This is a genomic window from Microvirga sp. RSM25 (assembly GCF_044784385.1).
Lineage (GTDB): Bacteria > Pseudomonadota > Alphaproteobacteria > Rhizobiales > Beijerinckiaceae > Microvirga > Microvirga tunisiensis.
Window position 1 is genome coordinate 1155437 of record NZ_CP173039.1, and the last position, 20239, is coordinate 1175675.

General features: G+C 65.0%; 17 protein-coding genes and 2 pseudogenes. 12 read left to right on the forward strand and 7 right to left on the reverse strand.

Annotated features, from left to right (window positions below; genetic code table 11):
• Positions 1 to 47: 47 nt before the first annotated feature.
• From ACD578_RS05635 to ACD578_RS05655, 5 genes and pseudogenes are all read left to right on the forward strand, one after another.
• Positions 48 to 2150, forward strand: coding sequence for a molybdopterin-dependent oxidoreductase (locus ACD578_RS05635; protein ID WP_404291634.1), 2103 nt, complete (start codon positions 48 to 50; stop codon positions 2148 to 2150).
• A 131-nt stretch (positions 2151 to 2281) separates the two neighbouring features.
• Positions 2282 to 2476: a hypothetical protein gene (locus ACD578_RS05640; RefSeq protein WP_404291636.1), complete on the forward strand. Its 195-nt coding sequence runs from the start codon at positions 2282 to 2284 to the stop codon at positions 2474 to 2476.
• Positions 2477 to 2654: 178 nt separating this feature from the next.
• Positions 2655 to 3020, forward strand: a complete 366-nt coding sequence (locus ACD578_RS05645; RefSeq protein WP_404291638.1) for a hypothetical protein — start codon at positions 2655 to 2657, stop codon at positions 3018 to 3020.
• 143 nt (positions 3021 to 3163) lie between these two features.
• A pseudogene (locus tag ACD578_RS05650) lies at positions 3164 to 4083 on the forward strand (lytic transglycosylase domain-containing protein); the annotation flags it as partial.
• 123 nt (positions 4084 to 4206) lie between these two features.
• Positions 4207 to 4362, forward strand: coding sequence for a peptidoglycan-binding domain-containing protein (locus tag ACD578_RS05655; protein WP_404293713.1), 156 nt, complete (start codon positions 4207 to 4209; stop codon positions 4360 to 4362).
• Between the two features lie 157 nt (positions 4363 to 4519).
• Here ACD578_RS05655 and ACD578_RS05660 read toward each other — a convergent pair whose 3' ends face one another.
• The 3 genes from ACD578_RS05660 to purM all read right to left on the reverse strand — a co-directional run bounded on the left by ACD578_RS05660 (position 4520) and on the right by purM (position 6757).
• On the reverse strand, positions 4520 to 4930 hold the full coding sequence (locus tag ACD578_RS05660) for a cupin domain-containing protein (protein WP_404291640.1): 411 nt from the start codon (positions 4928 to 4930) through the stop codon (positions 4520 to 4522).
• 100 nt (positions 4931 to 5030) lie between these two features.
• The gene (purN, locus tag ACD578_RS05665; protein WP_404291642.1) at positions 5031 to 5678 is read right to left on the reverse strand and encodes a phosphoribosylglycinamide formyltransferase; all 648 of its coding nucleotides are present in this window, start codon (positions 5676 to 5678) and stop codon (positions 5031 to 5033) included.
• Positions 5678 to 6757, reverse strand: coding sequence for a phosphoribosylformylglycinamidine cyclo-ligase (gene purM / locus ACD578_RS05670; RefSeq protein ID WP_404291644.1), 1080 nt, complete (start codon positions 6755 to 6757; stop codon positions 5678 to 5680). Before purM ends, purN begins: the two co-directional genes overlap by 1 nt.
• 359 nt (positions 6758 to 7116) lie before the next feature.
• On the opposite strand from purM, the gene ACD578_RS05675 reads away from it, so the two are divergent.
• The 6 genes and pseudogenes from ACD578_RS05675 to ACD578_RS05700 all read left to right on the forward strand — a co-directional run bounded on the left by ACD578_RS05675 (position 7117) and on the right by ACD578_RS05700 (position 14065).
• A complete protein-coding gene (locus ACD578_RS05675; protein WP_152709118.1) occupies positions 7117 to 7647 on the forward strand; it encodes a CDP-alcohol phosphatidyltransferase family protein in 531 nt (176 codons plus the stop codon).
• Positions 7648 to 7676: 29 nt separating this feature from the next.
• Positions 7677 to 8792: an AI-2E family transporter gene (locus ACD578_RS05680; RefSeq protein ID WP_404291646.1), complete on the forward strand. Its 1116-nt coding sequence runs from the start codon at positions 7677 to 7679 to the stop codon at positions 8790 to 8792.
• Positions 8785 to 9476: pseudogene (locus tag ACD578_RS05685) on the forward strand (hypothetical protein). Before ACD578_RS05680 ends, ACD578_RS05685 begins: the two are co-directional and overlap by 8 nt.
• A 146-nt stretch (positions 9477 to 9622) precedes the next feature.
• Positions 9623 to 11791 carry an RNA degradosome polyphosphate kinase gene (locus ACD578_RS05690; protein ID WP_404293714.1) on the forward strand — a complete coding sequence of 723 codons (2169 nt, stop codon included), beginning with the start codon at positions 9623 to 9625 and terminating at the stop codon, positions 11789 to 11791.
• A 1-nt stretch (position 11792) separates the two neighbouring features.
• Complete coding sequence (gene ppx / locus ACD578_RS05695; protein ID WP_404291648.1) at positions 11793 to 13313, forward strand: exopolyphosphatase; 1521 nt, start codon at positions 11793 to 11795, stop codon at positions 13311 to 13313.
• Between the two features lie 128 nt (positions 13314 to 13441).
• A complete protein-coding gene (locus tag ACD578_RS05700; RefSeq protein ID WP_152709122.1) occupies positions 13442 to 14065 on the forward strand; it encodes a 2OG-Fe(II) oxygenase in 624 nt (207 codons plus the stop codon).
• Between the two features lie 346 nt (positions 14066 to 14411).
• Here the strand turns inward: ACD578_RS05700 and rnd are convergent, their stop codons facing one another.
• From rnd to ACD578_RS05720, 4 genes are all read right to left on the reverse strand, one after another.
• A complete protein-coding gene (gene rnd / locus ACD578_RS05705) occupies positions 14412 to 15572 on the reverse strand; it encodes a ribonuclease D (RefSeq protein ID WP_404291650.1) in 1161 nt (386 codons plus the stop codon).
• Between the two features lie 204 nt (positions 15573 to 15776).
• A complete protein-coding gene (locus ACD578_RS05710) occupies positions 15777 to 17951 on the reverse strand; it encodes a peptidase domain-containing ABC transporter (RefSeq protein WP_404291652.1) in 2175 nt (724 codons plus the stop codon).
• Positions 17948 to 19198: an HlyD family secretion protein gene (locus ACD578_RS05715; RefSeq protein ID WP_404291654.1), complete on the reverse strand. Its 1251-nt coding sequence runs from the start codon at positions 19196 to 19198 to the stop codon at positions 17948 to 17950. Before ACD578_RS05715 ends, ACD578_RS05710 begins: the two co-directional genes overlap by 4 nt.
• A gap of 121 nt (positions 19199 to 19319) precedes the next feature.
• The gene (locus ACD578_RS05720; RefSeq protein ID WP_404291656.1) at positions 19320 to 19700 is read right to left on the reverse strand and encodes a hypothetical protein; all 381 of its coding nucleotides are present in this window, start codon (positions 19698 to 19700) and stop codon (positions 19320 to 19322) included.
• A gap of 271 nt (positions 19701 to 19971) precedes the next feature.
• On the opposite strand from ACD578_RS05720, the gene ACD578_RS05725 reads away from it, so the two are divergent.
• Positions 19972 to 20205, forward strand: coding sequence for a hypothetical protein (locus tag ACD578_RS05725; protein ID WP_404291657.1), 234 nt, complete (start codon positions 19972 to 19974; stop codon positions 20203 to 20205).
• Positions 20206 to 20239: the final 34 nt, after the last annotated feature.

The window sequence follows — 20239 nt, forward strand, 5'->3', positions numbered from 1 at the left end:
CGGGCGGCCTTTTCATTTCTCAGCTCTTCCCCCATCATGCGCCCGCCATGAACCAAGCTCCCCGCATCGAACGCCGTGCATCCGTCTGCCCGCACGACTGCCCCTCCGTGTGCTCCCTCGAGGTCGAGGTGATCGACGGGCGCACCATCGGTCGCGTGCACGGGGCGAAGAGCAACAGCTACACGGCGGGCGTGATCTGCGCGAAGGTGGCACGCTATGCGGAGCGCATCCATCATCCGGACCGGCTGCTCTATCCGCTGAAGCGCACCGGCCCGAAGGGGTCGGGTCAGTTCGAGCGCATTTCCTGGGACGAAGCCCTCGACATCGTGTCCGAAAAATTCCTGGCAGCGGAACGGGAGTTCGGCTCCGAGTCCGTCTGGCCCTACTACTATGCCGGCACCATGGGCTACGTGATGCGCGACGGCATCAACCGCCTGCGCCATGTGAAGAAGTACTCCGGCCAGTATTCCACCATCTGCACCGCCATGAGCTGGACCGGCTACGTGGCGGGTACCGGCCATCTGCGGGGTGCCGATCCGCGCGAGATGGCGGTCTCCGATTGCATCGTGATCTGGGGAACGAACCCGGTTCACACCCAGGTCAACGTGATGACCCACGCCATGAAGGCGCGCAAGGAGCGCGGCGCCAAGATCGTGGCCATCGACATCTACCAGAACGCCACCATGAAGCAGGCCGACATGGCCCTGCTGGTGAAGCCCGGCACGGACGGCGCGCTCGCCTGCGCGGTGATGCACGTGCTCTTCCGCGACGGTCTGGCGGATCGGGATTATCTGGAGCGCTACACCGATCATCCGCATGAGCTCGAAGAGCATCTGCGCACGCGCGATCCAGCCTGGGCCTCGGCCATCACCGGCCTGTCCGTGGAGGAGATCGAGGCTTTCGCCAAGCTCGTGGGCACGACCAAGCGCACCTATTTCCGCCTCGGTTTCGGCTTCGCGCGCCAGCGCAACGGCGTGGTCAACATGCATGCCGCGCTGTCCATCCCGGCCGTCACGGGCGCTTGGAAATATGAAGGCGGCGGCGCGCTTCATTCCAACAGCGGCATCTTCCATTGGAACAAGGCGCTGATCGAAGGCCACGATGCCGTCGATCGATCGATCCGCATTCTCGACCAGTCGCAGATCGGCCGCGTCCTCACCGGAGACGCCGAGGCGCTCTACAACGGCCCCCCGATCAAGGCGATGCTGATCCAGAACACCAATCCGGTCTCCGTCGCGCCGGAGCAGGAGCTGGTGAAGCAGGGCTTTGCCCGCGAGGATCTCTTCGTCTGCGTCCACGAGCAGTTCATGACCGAGACGGCCCTCATGGCCGATATCGTGCTGCCCGCGACCATGTTCATGGAGCACGACGATCTCTATTCCGGCGGCGGGCACCAGCATTTTCAGGTCGGACCCAAGCTCATCGACGCGCCGGGCGAATGCCGCTCCAACCACGAGGTCTTCCGTGGGCTGGCCGGGCGTCTGGGCGCCGAACACCGCGGTTTCGCCATGGAGCCGCGCGAGATCATCGACTGGACACTTCAAAACTCCGGCTGGGGCAGCCTCGAAAACCTGGAAGCGCACGTTCATTTCGATGCGCAGCCGCCCTTCGAGGAAGCGCATTTCCTCAACGGCTTCGGCTATCCGGACGGCAAGTTCCGCTTCAAGCCCGACTGGACCAAGATCCCGTCCTACAACAACGGCCCCATGGGCCCCTGGGCCAGCATGCCGGCCTTCCCGGACCATTGGGGCGTCATCGAGGCGGCAACGAGGGAGCATCCGTTCCGCCTCGCCACGAGCCCGGCCCGCAACTTCCTCAATTCCAGCTTTAACGAGACCCCGACCTCCCGTGACAAGGAGCGGCGGCCCGAGGTGATGATCCATCCGCTCGATGCGCAGCCGCAGGGCATCGCCGACGGCGACTGGGTGAGGCTGAGGAACCACCGCGGCGACGTCTATCTTCGCGCCAAGCTCTTCGACGGGGTGCGGCGAGGCGTGCTGATCGCCGAAGGCATCTGGCCGAATTCCGCCCATCCCTTCGGGCGGGGCATCAACACGCTCACCGGCGGCGACCAAGTGGCGCCCTATGGCGGCGCGGCCTTCCACGACAGCCGGGTGGCTTTGGAAAAGGCCACGCCTGACCTTGGGTGATGCGACCATAGTATCATTTTTCGATACAATGTATCATATGATGATGGTCAAGCTTCGGACAACTCGTTCGAGGCTCGCGTCGGCAGCTCACGCTGCTTCCATGCGATCCATCAGACCATAAGGAATCGGGCATGTCTGAAGTGAAAATGACTGATGATCTCGCGCATCAGGACTTCGATGCTGTTTCAATGCGGACGGAGAGGCGGATTGTCCTTTCGGTCGAAGAGGCCGCCGCACCGGTCGTTCTGAGTACCGAGGATCTCGCGTTCGTGGCCGGCGGTCTCCTGACCCGAAAGGTGAACGAATACGAAGGGCAGCACCGATAGGACTTGCCTGTGAGGCTTCGAGACGACCCGGAACGGCACCTCAGCGTGCCGTTCTTTCTGCAACGGTCGCGAGAAGTTTGGTCAGACCTTCTTAAGGCTATCCGCAGCTGCCCCTTGATCCCGAACGGCCAAGCCTATTCTTAAGGCCGAACGTGATTTCATCTCTGGGGAGCCATCCATGACCTCGATTATCCGTGCGCTGCTCGTGGCAGCCGCCGTGTCCGTCAGCGCGGCTTCGGCCTTCGCCGCCGCCTCCAACACGCCGACCCAATATCAGCCCGATCCGGCGCTGAAGACCGAAAACGCTGCCCAGCTTCGCGCCCGGGTGAGCCAGGCCTGCTCGATCACGCAAGCACGGCTCCAGAGCGGTGTCGGCGAGGCCTCCCTGAGCCGCGGCTGCGACTGCTATGCGGGCCGCACGATGCGCTCATTGAGTGCCGACGAGCTCCAGGCCTATCGGGACACAGGCGTCTTCAACGAAACCGCCCGCGAGAAGGCTCTCACGGCCCTCGACGCCTGCAAGCTGCCGCGGCCGCAGATTTAAGGATGTCCGGAGAGCATTGGGGACGGCCGGAGGCTTTGCCGCTTTCCGTCCGATGCTCTAGATTTTGCGCCATGCGCGTATCGGTCAACTTTGCCCGCTTCTCGGCCGTCGCCCTTGCGGCGTTCGTCACGTGTGTCGTGCCGATGCCTGGAGCCTCGACGCTGCAGGCGCAGGACACGCGCCTCGCCGCCGAAGCGCAGTTCCGCGACTGGCTCACTCAGACCGTCTGGCCCGATGCGCAGAAACAGGGTGTCTCCCGGGAGACGTTCGAGCGGAACGTGGCGGCGATCGGGCTCGATTGGGATCTCCCGGAACTTCAGCCGCCAGGCCAGGCAGCTCTGCCCGACGATCAGCGGCAAGCGGAGTTCCAGAGTCCTGGCCGCTATTTCGCCCAGGCTCAACTCGCATCGCTTGCGAAGAGCGGCCGCGACCTCCTGCAGCGATGGGCCTCCGTTCTCGACGGCATCGAGCGGCGTTACGGCGTGCCGCGGGAGATCATCGTTGCGATATGGGGAAGGAGTCGCAATTCGGCCGCGTCACGGCCCGGCATCAGGCTCTGCGGGTTCTGGCCACGCAGGCTTTCATGGGACGCAGACGCGCGCTGTACTACCCGGAGCTTCTGGCTGCTCTGGTGATCCTCGAGGAGGATCATTTTTCCGGCGAGACCCTGTTGTCGTCCTGGGCCGGAGCCATGGGGCAACCGCAGCTTCTCCCATCGAAATTCCTGCGATACGCGGTCGATGCCGATGCGGACGGACGGAGGGATGTCTGGCATTCGGTGCCGGACTCTCTGGCATCCATCGCGAACTATCTGCGCGAGCATGGCTGGAAGCCGGATTTGCGCTGGGGCTTCGAGGCGAGCCTGCCGCAGGCTGTCTCCTGTAAGCTCGAAGGACCGCGACAGGGCAAGCTTATGCAGGAGTGGATTCGGCTCGGTCTGACCCCCGCCGGCCGCGGCACCTCGCCCGAGTGGAACGGCAATGCGACCGCCTTCCTGGTAATGCCCGCGGGTCGCCTGGGGCCAGCCTTCCTGGTGTCCGAGAATTTCTACGTCCTCAAGCAGTACAACGAGTCCGACCTGTACGCCCTCTTCATCGGCCACCTCGCCGATCGCATGCGTGGTGCCTCGGCATTCACAGGACCGTGGCAGCCGATCGATATCTTGCGGCGCGGCGATATCCAGGCCATGCAGGAGCGGCTGAAGAGCCAGGGCTATGATGTCGGAAAGGTGGATGGCCTGATCGGCTTTGCCACGCGTACGGCTATCGGACAATGGCAGAGCAGGAGCCGGCGCGACGAGACTTGTTTCCCCGATGCGATGCTCGTCCAGGCTCTCCGCTAGGCCAGCCGGAAGAGACCGGGAAACCGCCCGAGATCCGATGCTTTACCCCCGCGAGTGCAGGCCAGACGCAGGTTCAACCGCCTCTGAGACCATGATGCAGAAAGGCCGGGACGATCCCGGCCTTTCCATTGAACATACGAGAACATTGCGTTCGACGTTATCCGGGCAGCAGGTCGATCACCCGCATCACGGCAACCGTGCTTCCGGTGTTCTTGCTGCGCTCCGGCATGCCCTTGGCACAGGACCACACGTCACCTTTTTTGTAGACGTTGTCCCCCGACCCCGTATCCACGGTCAGCTCGCCTTCCAGCATGTGGCAGACCATATCGTTGGACATGCTCGACCCGCTGGTACTCGCGCCCGGCTGATAGATGTTGTCGCGCATCAATACCGTTTTGTAGTTCGGAATCATCGTCTCACGCTTCGAGTATTCCACCCGACGAACACCCGGAGCGACTTCCCGACCTTCCGGTGAGCCGGACGATTGGGCAGCAGCGCTTCCACTAGGAAGGACAACGGAAGCTACGGCAATATTGAGCAGGGTCTGACGACGGTTAAGCTGTTCCATGGCTTTCTCCCGTCAAAAAGAGGCCACCCCAGCACCTCAGATTCCATGCCCGTTCGAAGCGCGTGTCAATGAATGTTTCCGGATCAATTGCGTTGGGGTGTCAGCCCGGCGAACGCAGCGCGCCGCTCGCGTCCCAGCCGCGCGAGAACGCCACCCGGCCGTTTTCCAGCCGCGCCGTCCCGTCGCAGATCATCCGCAGGGCTTGCGGATAAAGCCTGTGCTCCTGCACGATCACCCGCGCGGCGAGGCTCTCTTCCGTGTCGCCGGGCACCACCGGCACGGCCGCCTGGGCGATGATGGGGCCGGCATCGAGCTCCGGCACCACGAAATGCACCGTGCAGCCATGCACCAGCACGCCTTCCTCCAGTGCCCGGCGATGGGTCTGCGTGCCGCGGAACAGGGGCAGGAGGGAGGGGTGGACATTGACCATCCGGCCGGCCCACCGTTCCACGAACCCATCGGTGAGAACCCGCATGAAGCCGGCAAGGCAGATGAACGCGATGGCGTGCTCGGCCAGCGCCGCATCCATCGCCTGCTCGAAATCCTCCCGGGTGGAGTGAGCCTTGTGGTCGATCACGCAGGTCGCGATCCCGGCCGCCTTCGCCCGCTCGAGACCCGCCGCGTCGGGGCGGTTCGACAGGACGAGGGCGATCTCGGCCGGGAAATCCGGAGCGCGGGCCGCCTCGATCAGCGAGACCATGTTCGATCCGCGCCCGGAAATCAGGATGGCGACGCGGCGGCGGGTCATCAGAGCTTCAGGGAGCCGGAGGTCTGTACGCGCTCGCTGCCGCTATGCGCCACCGTCTCGCCGATGCGCACCGGTGTCTCGCCTGCCTGACGCAGGCGCTCCATCACGGCCTCGGCCTTGTCGGCGCTCGCCACCACGATCATGCCGATGCCGCAGTTGAACGTGCGCAGCATCTCGGATTGGGCCACGCCGCCGGCCTTGGCGAGCCAGCCGAAGACCGGCGGGGCATTGATCGCATCGAGATCGAGGCGTACGCCCACGCCATCGGGCAGGACGCGCGGGATGTTGTCCGGGAAGCCGCCGCCGGTGATGTGACAGAGCGCGTTGATGCCGTCGCCGCCCTTGAGCACCTCCAGCAGGGCCTTCACGTAGATCCGGGTCGGCTCCAGCAGGGCCTGGGCGAGGCTCTTGCCCGCGGCAAACGGCGCGGGCGCATCCCAGGCGTGGCCCGAATGCTCGACGATCCGGCGGACCAGCGAGAAGCCGTTGGAATGGACGCCGGAGGAGGGCAGGCCGATGAGCACGTCGCCGACGCTCACGTCCTTCGGCAGCAGCGTGCCGCGCTCGGCGGCGCCCACGGCAAAGCCCGCGAGGTCGTAGTCGCCCCTGGCGTAGAGGCCCGGCATCTCGGCCGTCTCGCCGCCGATGAGCGCGCAGCCTGCCTGGAGGCAGCCCTCGGCGATGCCCTTGACGATGTGGACGCCGACGTCTGGAGAGAGCTTTCCGGTGGCGAAATAGTCGAGGAAGAAGAGGGGCTCGGCGCCCTGCACGATGATGTCGTTCACGCACATGGCCACGAGGTCGATGCCGATGGTGTCGTGAATGCCCGTATCGATGGCGATCTTCACCTTGGTGCCGACGCCGTCATTGGCGGCCACCAGGATCGGGTCCTTGAAGCCCGCCGCCTTGAGGTCGAAGAGCCCGCCGAACCCGCCGATCTCCGCATCGGCACCCGGCCGGCGCGTGGCGCGCACCAGGGGCTTGATTTGATCGACCATGGCATTGCCCGCGTCGATATCGACGCCCGCTTGGGCATAGGTCAGGCCGTTCGTCTGCTTCTCGGGCTTCTCGGTCGTCATGGCTCACCCCGTGTTGGCTCGGGCAGTAAGGCGAGAGGGGACGCGAGGCAAGGGGATTTGAACATTGGAGAAGCATTTGAAGGATGTCATCCCCGGCGAGCCGAAGGCGAGGGAAGGGGATCCATAGCGCTGAGCGTGATCGTGGATTCCCTTCCCCTCCGCTGTCGCTTCGGCCGGGAATGACACCACTCACATCCTCACCGGGCTTGTGCCGGTGATCCCGATCGAGTGAGTGCTGCGCTCTTCCGATCGAGATGGCCGGCACGAGGCCGGCCATGACGGCGAGGGGCTATCTTTATCCCCACCTGTCCGTCCCGACGATTGAACTCCGCCCCGCAAGCCGTCATCATCACGGCTCGATGACCATTCCGAACATCATCACCATCGGCCGCCTCATCATCGTGCCCATCGTGATCGTCATGATCATGCAGCAGCGGTGGAGCACGGCCTTCGTGCTCTTCGTCGTGGCCGGGATCTCGGATGCCATCGACGGGTTCATTGCCCGCAAATTCGACATGCGGAGCGAGTTCGGGGCCTATATCGACCCGATCGCCGACAAGGCGCTGCTGGTCTCGATCTACGTGACGCTCGCCATCGTGGGGGCGATCCCGGGCTGGCTCGCCATCGTCGTCGTGTCACGGGACGTGATGATCGTGGCCGCCGTGCTCCTGTCCTGGGTCATGAGCCGCCCGGTCGAGATCAAGCCGCTTCTCGTGAGCAAGCTGAACACCGCCGCGCAGATCGCCTTCGCGGCCTTTGCACTCGCCGCCAATGCCTTCGGGGTGGATCTCGCGGGGCTCGAGGAGGTTGCCATGGTGCTGGTCGCCACCTTGACCATAGCCTCCGCCGGGGCCTATCTCGGGGGCTGGCTGCGGCACATGACCACCTGATGGCCAAAAAGATAAGGTATGGGGAACCGATGACGGTCCAACGGCAGATCGGATTTTGGATTGCGGCGCTGGTCGTCGCCGTTCTGCTGCTGTTCGTCCTGCGCGGCATTCTCCTGCCGTTCGTGGCGGGCTTCGCGCTAGCCTACCTGCTCGATCCCCTGGCCGACCGGCTGCAGAAGGTCGGCATCGGGCGCTTGGGTGCCAGCCTGCTCATCCTGATCCTGTTCGTCCTGATCTTGATCATCTCTCTGATGATCCTGGTTCCCTTCGCGGCGCAGCAGGTTGCGGCCTTCGTGGAAAGGCTGCCCGGCTACGTGACGAGGCTTCAGGAGCTCGGGACCGAGCAGCTCGGCCCGCTGATCAGGAAGCTCGGGCTCGAGGATGCGCTGCCCGCGGCGCCGCCCTCCGTCGGTAACCTCATCAGCCAGGGGATCGCCTGGATCGCCGCCTTCCTGCAAGGGCTGTGGTCCGGGGGGCAGGCCCTGCTCGGCATCTTCTCCCTGTTGGTCGTGACGCCGGTCGTGGCTTTCTACATGCTCATCGACTGGGATCGCATGGTGAAGACCGTGGATTCCTGGATGCCGACGCGCAACCGGGACACGATCCGCGCGATTGCCCGCGACATCGACCGGGCCATCGCGGGCTTCGTCCGGGGCCAAGCCCTGGTGTGCCTCATCCTCGGCACGTTCTATGCGGTGAGCCTGGCGCTGATCGGGCTGAATTTCGGCGCGCTGATCGGCATGACCGCGGGTATCTTGAGCTTCATTCCCTATGTGGGATCGCTGACCGGCCTCATCCTGTCCGTCGGTGTCGCCATCGTGCAGTTCTGGCCGGACTGGACCATGATCGCGGCAACGCTCGGCATCTTCATCTTCGGTCAGTTCGTGGAGGGCAACATCCTGTCGCCGAAGCTCGTCGGCGAATCCGTCGGCCTGCATCCGGTCTGGCTCATGTTCGCTCTGGTCGCCTTCGGCGCCCTCTTCGGCTTCGTCGGGCTGCTGCTGGCCGTGCCGCTCGCTGCCGCCATAGGCGTCATCGCGCGCTTCGCCCTGCGGCAATATCTGGCGAGCCCCCTCTATCGCGGCACGGAGCCGGTGATCCTGAAACCGAAGGTCGAGCCCGAAAAGGTCGATCTCGATGCGTGAGACGCCCAAGCAGCTCGCCTTCGATCTCCCGCTCGATCCCCGCTTCGGAGCCGAGGATTTCCTCGTCAGCCCGTCGAACGAGCAGGCCTACGGGCTTATCGAGAGCTGGCCCGACTGGCCGGACACGATCCTGCTCCTCGTCGGTCCCCGCGGCAGCGGCAAGAGCCATCTGGCCTCCATCTGGGCGACGAACGCCCGTGCCTGGACCATCGACGCCTCCGGGATCACGCAGGACAAGGTCCCGCATCTCGTCTCGAACGGTGCGCTTGCCATCGAGGACATGGACCGCGGCGAGCGGGACGAGGCGGCCCTGTTCCACCTCCTGAATCTCGCCCGTGAAAGGAAGGCCTCGCTCTTGATCACCTGCGAGACGCCTCCCGACCGCTGGTCCCTGAGGACGCCCGATCTGCTGTCGCGCCTGCGTCTCGCGCCGAGCGTGTCGCTGGAAGCGCCGGACGATGCGCTGCTCAAGGCCGTCCTGGTGAAGCTTTTCGTCGACAGGCAACTCGTGGTCGACACCTCCGTTGTCGACTATATTGCTCTGCGGATCGAACGGTCGCTGGCGAAGGCCTCCGAGCTCGCTCTCTCCTCGACAGGGAGGCCTTGAGCCGGGGGCGGCGCGTGTCCCGGGCAATCGCGGCGGAGATCCTTGGTGCCGCACAGGAAACGGATGAGAGCGAGTGAAGCCTGACACCGACGCCGCGTTATCGAACCGTCGTGAAACCGTCACGAAGCCCAGAGCAAAACGATCGCCGAAGAAGGAAACGGCGGAGATCGATGTGCGCAGTGCGATTGCCCTGAAAGAGGTGGAGACCGTCAGCGAGGCTCCGTTGCCGAAGGCTCCGCCGGATATCGAGCTCGACGGCGCGGTGCTGCGGAAGTTCCCTCAGCGGTTCATCAATCGGGAGCTGTCCTGGCTGCAGTTCAACCGCCGGGTGTTGGAGGAGGCCTCGAACCGCAACCATCCGCTCCTGGAGCAACTGCGCTTCCTGTCGATCTCGGCCGATAACCTCGACGAGTTCTTCATGGTCCGCGTCGCGGGCCTGATCGGCCAGGTGCGCTCGGGCATCGCCACCGCGTCGCAGGACGGGCTCACGCCGCAGGAGCAGCTGGCGAAGATCTCCGTGGCGGTCTCGAATCTCGCCTCGGACCAGCAGCGGCGCTGGCGCGAGTTGCGGGATGCTCTTCTGGAGGAGGGCATCGTCCTCACCGAAGGGGCGGGCCTGACGAAGGCGGAGGCCTCCTGGCTCGAGGATTACTTCCTCAACCACGTCTTCCCGGTGCTGACGCCGCTCGCCATCGATCCGGCGCATCCGTTCCCGTTCATTCCCAATCTCGGTTCATCCATCGCCCTGAAGCTGGTGCGCCAGAGCGACGGCAAGGTACTGAACGCGCTGATCCGCCTGCCCTCGCGCGCCGAGCGCTTCATCCGCCTGCCGGATTTTGCGGAAACAGGCGCCACCCGCTTCATCGCGCTGGAACAGATGATCGTGCTCTACACGAGCCGCCTGTTCCCCGGCTATGACGTGCAGGGGCAGGGCGCGTTCCGCGTGATCCGCGATTCCGATATCGAAGTGGAGGAAGAGGCCGAGGATCTGGTGCGCCTGTTCGAGACGGCGCTCAAGCAGCGCCGCCGCGGCAGCGTGATCCGTCTTGAGGTCGAGGCGGCGATGCCCGAGGACCTGCGCCTCTTCGTGGCCGAGGAAATGGAAGTGTCCAAGGACGAGGTCTTCGTCGTCGAGGGCATGATGGGCCTGCGGGATCTGTCCCAGCTCGTCGCGCTGGAGCGGCCCGACCTCAAGTTCAAGCCCTACAATCCGCGCTTCCCGGAGCGCATCCGCGAGCACAGCGGCGACTGCTTCGCGGCAATCCGCGAGAAGGACATCATCGTTCACCACCCCTATGAGTCGTTCGATGCCGTCGTGCAGTTCCTGCGTCAGGCCGCGCGCGATCCGAACGTGGTGGCGATCAAGCAGACGCTCTACCGCACCTCGTCCGATTCCCCCATCGTCGCGGCGCTTGCGGAAGCCGCGGAAGCGGGCAAGTCGGTCACCGCTCTCGTGGAGCTGAAGGCGCGCTTCGACGAAGAAGCCAATATCCGCTGGGCGCGCGACCTGGAGCGCGCCGGCGCTCAGGTCGTCTTCGGCTTCATCGAGCTGAAGACGCACGCGAAACTGTCGATGGTGGTGCGCCGCGAAGGCAGCCAGCTCATCACCTATTGCCATGTGGGAACGGGCAACTATCACCCCATCACCGCACGCATCTATACGGACCTGTCCTATTTCACCGCCGATCCGGTGATCGGACGGGACGTGTCGCGCATCTTCAACTTCGTGACCGGCTACGCGGAGCCGGCCGAGCTGGAGCGCATGGCGGTTTCGCCTCTGACCTTGAGAAAGCGCCTGCTCGAACATATCGAGGAAGAGGTGGCCCATGCCAAGGCGGGGCGGCCCGGTGCCATCTGGGGCAAGTGCAATTCGCTCGTCGATGCCGATATCATCGATGCGCTCTACGACGCGAGCGCGGCGGGTGTGCAGGTCGATCTCATCGTGCGCGGCATCTGCTGCCTCAGACCGGGCATCAAGGGCCTGTCGGAGAACATCCGGGTCAAGTCCATCGTCGGACGCTTCCTGGAGCACACCCGCATCTATGCCTTCGGCAACGGCCAGGGTCTGCCCAACCCGAAGGCCCATGTCTACATCTCGTCCGCTGATCTCATGTCGCGCAATCTCGACCGTCGGGTCGAGGCGCTGATGCCGATCGTCAATACCACGGTGCACCAGCAGGTGCTGGACCAGATCATGCTCGCCAACCTGCTCGACAACGAGCAGAGCTGGACGGTGCTCCCAGACGGCTCGAGTCAGCGGGTGGTGCCGGCCAAGGGCGAGGAACCATTCAACGCTCACAAGTATTTCATGACAAATCCGAGTCTGTCGGGCCGTGGCAAATCCCTCAAGACCTCCAGTCCCAAAGCGCTCGCCAAGCGTGGGCAGCGCTGACATGCAGGCCGTAAGCCAGGAGGCTCAGGGACGGCTCAAGATCGGCCGTCCTGTCGCCATCATCGATATCGGCTCGAACTCGGTGCGCCTCGTGGCCTATGAGGGCCTCTCCCGCGCCGTCACGCCGATCTACAACGAGAAGGTCCTCTGCGGTCTCGGGCGCCATGTGGCGACCACCGGCCGCCTTGACGACGAGGCCGTGGACCGCGCCCTGCGCGCGCTCGCCCGGTTTCGCGTTCTCTGCGACACGATGCAGGTCTCGGAGGTCTTCGTGCTGGCCACCGCCGCGGCGCGCGATGCCTCCAACGGCCCCGCTTTCCTGGAAGCGGCGGCCAAGGCCTGCGGGCAACCGATCAGCCTGCTCTCCGGTGCGGAAGAGGCGCGAGCCTCGGCGCTCGGCGTCATTGCCGGTTTCTACGACCCTGACGGCATGGTCGGCGACATGGGCGGCGGCAGCCTGGAGCTCGTCGACGTGCAGGGCTCGCAGGTGGGGCAGGGGATCACCATGCCCCTCGGCGGCCTCGCCCTGCAAGACGTCAGCGGCGGCTCCTTGCGAAAGGCCCAGCGCATCGTGCGCGAAGCGCTCGAACGCGCGCCGGAATATCTCGAGAACCTGCACGGACGCACCTTCTACGCGGTCGGCGGCACGTGGCGCGCCCTGGCGCGGCTGCATCAGGCGGCGCGGGATTATCCGCTGCACGTCATGCACAGCTACATCATCCATCCCGACGATGGGCTCGACTTCCTGCATCTCGTCGAAGAGGCGGATTCCAAGACCCTGAAGGACATCGAGAGCGTCTCCGAGGCCCGCCGTCCGCTGCTCGCCTATGGCGCCATCGTGCTGGAGGAGATCATCCGTCTCGGCGAGCCGAAGGAGGTCGCCATCTCGGCCTTCGGCGTGCGCGAGGGCATCCTGTTCGACAGGCTCGATCCGCAGACGCGCGAGCGCGATCCGCTGCTCGCTGCCGCCAGCGACCTCAACCTCCTGCGCTCGCGCTCGCCCCGCCACGGGGTGGAGCTGTGCCAGTGGACGGAGGCCTTCATCCGCAGCATCAACCTGCCGGAAACCGAGCACGAGACCCGACTTCGCCGTGCGGCCTGCCTGCTGGCGGATATCGGCTGGCGGGCGCATCCCGATTACCGCGGCGAGCAGAGCCTCAACCTCATCGCCTACGGGGCCTTCGCCGGGCTCGATCATCCGGGCCGCGCCTATCTGGCGCTGTCGATCTTCTTCCGGCACGAGGGCCTCTCGCCGGACAAGGTGAGCTCGCGCATCAAGACCCTGGCCGGTCCCCGGCTCATCGAGCGGGCCCGCCTGCTCGCAGCCCTGATGCGCATCGCCTATCCGGTTTCGGTCGCCATGGAAGGCGTGTTGCCGCAGGCGCCTCTCATCGCCCGCGGCAGCCAGGTCGTGCTGCAGCTGCCTTCTCATATGGGACCGCTCGCCAACGAACGCCTGACCGGCCGCCTTCGCGCCCTGGGCAAGCTCCTCAACATGGATCCGGTGGTCGAGATCCAGTGAGGCGCGACGATCGGTTGCAGAAAACCTTATCGGCTCCGGCGGCGTCCGCTATTAAGGGTTTACAGGACAAGGGACTTCAATACTTTGTCTGCCTTAGTGGGTAAGAAGCTTAGCCTTTGGGGACATCCATGGAATTGATAGACCTCACAGCCGTTCGCAATGCGGAGCGGTCCAGCGAGCCGTATGATTACGTTCTCGCCTCGAACCTCCTGAAGCAGGACAAGATCGACGAGCTGCGGCGGGACTTTCCCGCCATCGACAAGCCCGGCTACCTGACCGTGGACGAGGTCGCGCTTCATGGCCGCTTCAAGCAGCTCATCGAAGAGCTCGAGGGTCCGGAGCTGTCCGAGGAGCTGTCCAAGAAGTTCGGCCTGGATCTGCACCAGTATCCGCGCCTGACCACCATCATGAAGAAGTCGCAGCCGAAATATGGCGCCATCCACACGGACGGCCCGTCCAAGGTCATGACCATGCTGGTCTACATGAACGACGAGTGGCAGCAGGACGAGGGCGGACGCCTGCGCGTTCTCTACGACCAGAAGAACTACGATCGCTACAAGCTCGAAGTGCCGCCGGTCATGGGCACCATGTTCGCCTTCCTGCGCTCCGACAATTCCTGGCACGGCCATCTGCCCTTCGTCGGCGAGCGCCGCGTGGTCCAGATCGCCTGGGTGAAGAGCCAGGCCGACGTGGACCGCAAGAAGAAGCACAACAAGCTGGCCCAGGTCTTCAAGGGCATCTTCGGGCGGTAGGCTCGTCTCCAACTGCGTTACGTCACCACCGGCCTCGTGCCGGTGATCTCGTTTCGAGAGGCGATGCCTGGTTGATCGGGATGGCCGGAACGAGCCCGGCCATGACGTCGTGGGTGTCATCCCCGGCGAGCCGTAGGCGAGGGAAGGGGATCCATAGCCGCTGAGCCTGATCGTGGATTCCCTTCCCCTCCGCTGCACTCCGGCCGGGAATGACAACCACTGTCTCCATCGCGCTCACCTCATCATGGCCGACCTTGTGCCGGTGATTGCGATCTACGAGGCTTGACGCTCTTCCCATCACGATGGATGAAACGAGGCTCACTGTGATGTAAAATGGCTTCGCAGCTTAAGTCGCCGCGATCGCCCTGATCTTCACCCGGCCGCGCTCCAGCACCAGCCCAAGGTCGCCGTTCTTTAGCGCGATGGCTTTCTCGCCGAACAGCTTGCGCCGCCAGCCGTGCAGGGAGGGCACGTCGGCATCGTCGCTCTCGGCGATGGCTTCCAGCTCCTCGACGGTGGCGATGATCTTGGGCGCGACGCCCTCCTGCTCGGCCACGGCCTTGAGCAGAACCTTCAGAAGGTCGACGACGGAGCCAGTGTTGGAGCGGCCGCGGCTGCGCTCGGGCATGGGGATCGTCGCGGGATCGCGGGCGAGCGCCCGCTCCACCGCTTCCAGGATTTCGCCGCCCGTGCGGGAGCGCTCGAAGCCGTTGGGAATCGTGCGCAGTCTTCCTAAGGCCTCAACGCTGCGTGGGGCGGAGGTCGCGATATCGATCACCGCATCGTCCTTGAGGATGCGGCCGCGGGGCACGTCGCGGGCCTGCGCCTCGCGCTCGCGCCAGGCGGCGACCTCCATGAGCACGGCGATCTCGCGCGGCTTGCGCAGGCGGCCGGCCAGCCGACGCCAGGCATTGTTCGGATCGGCCTGGTAGGTCTCGGGCGAGGTGAGAATCGCCATCTCCTCGGCGAGCCATTCGAGGCGGCCGTTGTTCTGCAACTGGGCCAGGAGCGCCTCGTAGACCTTCACCAGATGGGTGACGTCGGACAGGGCATAGGTGAGCTGCGCATCCGTGAGGGGGCGGCGCGACCAGTCGGTGAAGCGGGAGGACTTGTCGATCTTGGCCTTGGCGAGATCGTTGCTGAGCTGCTCGTAGGAGACCGAGTCCCCATAGCCGCACACCATGGCGGCGACCTGGGTGTCGAAAAGGGGCTCGGGCACGATGCCGCCGAGATTCCAGACGATCTCCAGGTCCTGCCGGGCCGAATGGAAGACCTTGACCACATTCTTGTCGGCCATCAGCGCCATGAACGGCTCGAGGCTGATCCCTTCGGCCAGGGGGTCGACCAGATAGGCTTCCCCAGGGTCGGAGCTTGCCATCTGGATCAGGCAGAGCTTCGGGTAATAGGTGGTCTCGCGCAGGAACTCCGTATCGACTGTCACGAACGGATGCTGGCTGAGACGATCACAGGCGGCGGCCAGGGCGTCGGTGGAGGAGATCAGGTCCATGAAGCGTTCATAACCCATCGGGAAAGGCCCCGCGAGTCCGCCGTCGCCTTATCGTTCGATTGTCGGAGGATAAGGTAAAACCCGACCGAACGACTTATGGAGGCGGAGCATCGTTGTTTCGTATCGATGAGGGCCGAGTCTGGGTCGTAGCCGATCTTTCCGTTCGGACGCGGGCGCTTCGCTCGGGCGTGCCCTTTTGGCCTTTCAGGCCCGGTTGAGGCTCGTCGTGCCGAGCGACTGCCGGGCCGCCTCGGCGAAGGTGAGGGCATCGCCGTCCATGGGCGGGGAGACGCGGCCGTCGCGCAGGACCACGATCCGGTCCGCCGCGCGGATCGTGTCCGGGCGGTGGGCGATGACGATGCGGGTGATCTTCAGCTGTGCCAGCGCTCGGTTGACCTCGCGTTCCTTGTCGAGGTCGAGGTTCGAGGTGCCCTCGTCCATGAAGAGGATGCGGGGGCGGCGGTAGAGCGCGCGGGCGAGCAGCACCCGCTGGCGCTGACCGCCGGAGAGCGTAGTGCCCATGTCGCCGATGAGCGTGTTGTAGTTCATGGGCATGGACATGATCTCGTCGTCGATCCCGGCGACCTGAGCGCAGGCGCGCATCCAGTCGAGATCGAGGCTCGCGTCGAAGAAGCAGATGTTTTCCGCGATGCTGCCCGACAGAAGCTGATCATCCTGCATCACCACGCCGATCTGTAAGCGGAACGAGTGGCGCCCGAAATGCTCCATGGGGATGCCGTCGATGAGCACCTTTCCCTCCATCGGCTTGAAGAGCCCGAGCATGATCTTGAGAAGCGTCGTCTTGCCGCCGCCGGAGGGGCCGGTGATGGCGACGAACTCGCCCGCCTCGACCGTCAGATCCGCGCCGGCGAGAACCTTCGGCTCCGTGTCGGCATAGCGGAAGCTGACGCCTTCGAGCGCCACCGCGCCGGCGACCTGCCGCGTCACGAGGCTCTCCCCATGCCGGTCCTGCTCGCGCTCGGCGAGCGCGATGTCGGACAGCCGGTCGAGATGGAGATCGAGCATGCGGTAGTGAATGCCGGTCTCGATCAGGTTGGTGGCTTTCCCGAGGAACTGCTCCTTGTAGGCCATGAAGGCGTAGAGCATGCCGATGGTAAGCTCGTTCGCCATGATGGCTCTCGCGCCGAGATAGATCACGAGCACGTTCTCGATGCCGTAGATCAGGTCGTTCGCCGTCTTGAAGCCGATGGTGAAGCGGCCCTGCCGGATGCCGCGGCTGATCGCTTCCGCATGGCGGTTCTGCCACAAGGCCTCTCGGTCGGCCTCGCGCCCGAAGATCTTGATGCTCTGGATCGCCCGGGCGGTCTCGATGAAGGTGGTCTGCTCCCTGGCGGCGGCCTCGATCATGTCTTCCTGCCGCTGGCGCAGCGCCCGGTAGAGAGCAACGCGCAGAAGCGCGTAGAGGATGAGCGCCGCAACGACGATGCCCGAGAGTTTCGGGCTGTAGATGAGGATCATCGCAAGGGTAAGCGTCGCCATCACTCCGTCGACGAAGGCGGCGACGAGCCTTTCGGAGATCAGCCGCTGGATCGGCTCCGCCGAGCGGAAGCGCGAGACGAGATCGCCGATATGGCGCTTCTCGAACCAGCTCAGGGGAAGCCGCACGAGATGATGGAACAGATTGGCTCCCATCTGGAAATTGAGCGCGCTGCCCAGAAACAGCAGCACGTGCGAGCGCAGCCATTCAGCACCGATATGGATGAGGGTGAGGAGCCCGAAGCCGAGGGCCAAGGCGGTCAAGAGTCCCTGGTCGCCCTTCATCACCGCCTCGTCGACGGCAAGCTGCATGTAGAAAGGTGCGGCGAGCACCACGAGCTGCAGCACCGCCGACAGGACGAGCGCCTGCGCGAGCGCCCGCTTGATTCCAGGCATCCGGCCCCAGAGCGCCGTGAGGCTCAACCGGGAGGTTTCCTTCCTCCGCTCGAACGCGCTCGTCGGGGTCAGCTCCAGGGCGATGCCGGTGAAATGGTGGCCGACCTCGTCGAGCGTCAGGGTCCGGATGCCGAATGCCGGGTCGTGGATCGTGACCTTGCGGGTGCCGACGTGTTTCAGCACCACGAAGTGGTTCATGTCCCAGTGCAGGATGCAAGGCAGCTTGATCCGGCCGAGCTGCTCGGGCTCGAGCCGCAAGCCGCGCCCGGTCATCCCGAGGCGCTGGCCCATGACGAGCACGTCCTTGAGCGTCACGCCCTTCAGCGAGATCGAGAACAGGCGGCGCAGGGCCGCGAGGTCCACTTCGCGCCCGTGATAGGTCGCGATCATGGCAAGGCAGGCGAGGCCGCATTCGGCGGCCTCCGCCTGGATGATCGCCGGCAGGCGCGGCGTATCGAAATAGTCGAGATGGGCGAAAAGCTTCACATCCGCCCCCTGACGCTGATGAGCGGCTTGAACAGCCACGCGACGAGGGAGCGGCCCTCCAGCACGATGTCGGCCTTGAGGGTCATGTCGGGCTGGAGCGGCGCGGCCCTTCCGAAGGCGTCGATGTCCTGCCGGTCAAGGCGCACGGTGACGCGATAGGCCGGCTCGGTGAGGGCGACCTTGCCGAGGACGTCGTTGGGCGAGAGCACGGCCTGCGACACGGTTGCGACGCTGCCGCCGAGCGTGCCGAAGCGCTGATAGGGAAAGGCATCGACCATCAGCCGCACGCGCTGCCCCGGCTCGACGAAGCCGATGGCGCGGCTCGGCACGAACAATTCCGCGAAGAGGCTCGCGCCGTCGGGGAGAAGCGCCAGGAGAGGCTTGTTGGGATCGACGATCTGGCCGGGAGCGGCCTGGAGGGACGTGACGCGTCCGGCGATCGGGGCCGTCATCACCTGCGCCCGCTGGCTCATTGTCTCTGCCCTCTGTCGCTCCCGATCGGCAAGGTTGAGGCGCAGCTGCGACAGCCGCTCGATCTGCTGTACGGGCAGCTGCTCGCGCTGCAGCTGCGTCTGGCCCAGCTCCTTTTCGGCCTTTGACAGCTCACGGTCGATCTCGGCCAGCGATTGCCGCCGGGCGAGCAGCGCCTCATCCTGGTCCTGCAGGGCCGCGCGGGTGGTGTGTCCCTGTTCGGCAAGGCGGGCGATGGTGTTGCGCCGCTCTTCGGTGACCTGGATGCGTTCGGCCATGAGCTTGCGCTGGACGGTGAGCGCCTCCCGCTCCGCCGTCACTGCGGCGATGGCTGCCTCCAGGCGGCGGATCTCGTTTTGCGTGCGGGCGGGATCCGCCGCGATCTGCTCCTTCAACACATCGACCTGGGTCGCCAGCGAGGAGAGGATCGCGCCATCGAGAGTTCCGCCAGCCTCAAGACCCTGCCGGGAGGCGATTGTGAAGAGAGGCTGGCCCGCCGTCACCCGGTCGCCTTCCTGCACCATCAGCGCGGTGACGACGCCACTGCGCGTGGGGGATACGCGCACCGCGCCGCCAGCCATCGCGAGGGCTCCGCTGGCGGTTTCCTTCCGGGCGTATTCGGCCGTGCCGAGGAAGAGGACGACGACGGCGGAGCAGGTGGCGACGAAGCCGCCGAGGAGGTGCCAGGAGAGGGGTGCGACCGGAAGCGACACGGACGAACGTTCGCCCGTGGCCGCCGTCATGGCCTCTGGCCGGAACAAGGATTGCTGAGCCACCCCCAAACCCTCAAGGCAACAGAATTACGACACCATGTTGCAGAAAGAGCGAGGCGGCACAAGGAAAAGGGGAGGCGACGACCGGCGATTCCGCCGGAGAGGTCAGGGAGATTGGCGCCGATTACGCACGGGCCTGGGCGCGCGCAAGGGACTTGCGCCGCGCCTTGGCCTGCTGCTCGGCGCGCTTCATGAGCCAGTCGAGGATGTTGTGCTCGACCTCGAGGCCCGTCTCCGCATCTTCCAGACGCTGGATCCGATCGACCCGGAAGCCCCGATAGCTGTCCTCGGTCAGGATATCGATGCCGCCGAGCAGCATCTTGCCCGGACCCACCTTCAGCTCGCGCGCCAGCACCCAGCGCCGGCTCGCGTTGCCGGCCTGGTCGACGTAGTCGAGCTCCAGCGCGCCCTCCAGCGGATAGACGTGCCAATTGCCCTCGATCCGCTCCTCGACGGGAGCGTTCCGGGCCGGCCTCAACAGGGAAGTTGCAAGGGTGCTAACCATAGGGAGAATATGGGAATTCACCCTTTGTTCTGCAAGGATTTCGGATGCCTGAAAGGCGAAAAAAGCGTTGGAAAATATAGGAAAAAGGCGTCCGGCGACGAGAGATTCGCCCTCACGAGCCTGTCGAGGAAAGTCCTGCGGGGCGCCTGGGGCTCATACGCGAGAAGGGGCATCACCATCAAGCGTGCAAACAGCCGCGGAATAAGCACCCACGCGGGGGAACGGCATGTGCTACGCTCGGACGCTCAGAACCCTCCCAGCGAGTAGACCCATGCGCATCCTCACAGCCGTCTCCATCCTTGCACTCGCTTTTGCGTCCCAGGCGGCTCAAGCTCAGGCGCCGTCGGCGAGGGAAACAGCTCCACAAGCGCGGGCAGAAAAGGCAATCAGCCCTGAGGAGAGTGCCGCCAGGATCGACGCGATACGGCAGAAGGCCGAAGCCCTGGAGCGCTCGCGGGACGAGAAGCTGAAGAGGACCACGAAAAGCATCTGTATCGGCTGCTGATCGCTCCAGACCGGTCCGTCGAGCAGGAACGAGC

Excerpts from the sequence above, each read along its gene's own strand:
- ACD578_RS05700 (WP_152709122.1), top strand. The coding sequence starts at position 13,442 with ATGGAATTGATAGACCTCACAGCCGTTCGCAATGCGGAGCGGTCCAGC.
- ACD578_RS05640 (WP_404291636.1), top strand. The coding sequence starts at position 2,282 with ATGTCTGAAGTGAAAATGACTGATGATCTCGCGCATCAGGACTTCGAT.
- ACD578_RS05680 (WP_404291646.1), top strand. The coding sequence starts at position 7,677 with ATGACGGTCCAACGGCAGATCGGATTTTGGATTGCGGCGCTGGTCGTC.
- purN (WP_404291642.1), bottom strand. The coding sequence starts at position 5,678 with ATGACCCGCCGCCGCGTCGCCATCCTGATTTCCGGGCGCGGATCGAAC.
- ACD578_RS05720 (WP_404291656.1), bottom strand. The coding sequence starts at position 19,700 with ATGGTTAGCACCCTTGCAACTTCCCTGTTGAGGCCGGCCCGGAACGCT.
- ACD578_RS05635 (WP_404291634.1), top strand. The coding sequence starts at position 48 with ATGAACCAAGCTCCCCGCATCGAACGCCGTGCATCCGTCTGCCCGCAC.
- ACD578_RS05675 (WP_152709118.1), top strand. The coding sequence starts at position 7,117 with ATGACCATTCCGAACATCATCACCATCGGCCGCCTCATCATCGTGCCC.
- ACD578_RS05725 (WP_404291657.1), top strand. The coding sequence starts at position 19,972 with ATGCGCATCCTCACAGCCGTCTCCATCCTTGCACTCGCTTTTGCGTCC.
- ACD578_RS05655 (WP_404293713.1), top strand. The coding sequence starts at position 4,207 with ATGCAGGAGCGGCTGAAGAGCCAGGGCTATGATGTCGGAAAGGTGGAT.
- ppx (WP_404291648.1), top strand. The coding sequence starts at position 11,793 with ATGCAGGCCGTAAGCCAGGAGGCTCAGGGACGGCTCAAGATCGGCCGT.
- rnd (WP_404291650.1), bottom strand. The coding sequence starts at position 15,572 with ATGGACCTGATCTCCTCCACCGACGCCCTGGCCGCCGCCTGTGATCGT.
- ACD578_RS05645 (WP_404291638.1), top strand. The coding sequence starts at position 2,655 with ATGACCTCGATTATCCGTGCGCTGCTCGTGGCAGCCGCCGTGTCCGTC.
- ACD578_RS05660 (WP_404291640.1), bottom strand. The coding sequence starts at position 4,930 with ATGGAACAGCTTAACCGTCGTCAGACCCTGCTCAATATTGCCGTAGCT.
- purM (WP_404291644.1), bottom strand. The coding sequence starts at position 6,757 with ATGACGACCGAGAAGCCCGAGAAGCAGACGAACGGCCTGACCTATGCC.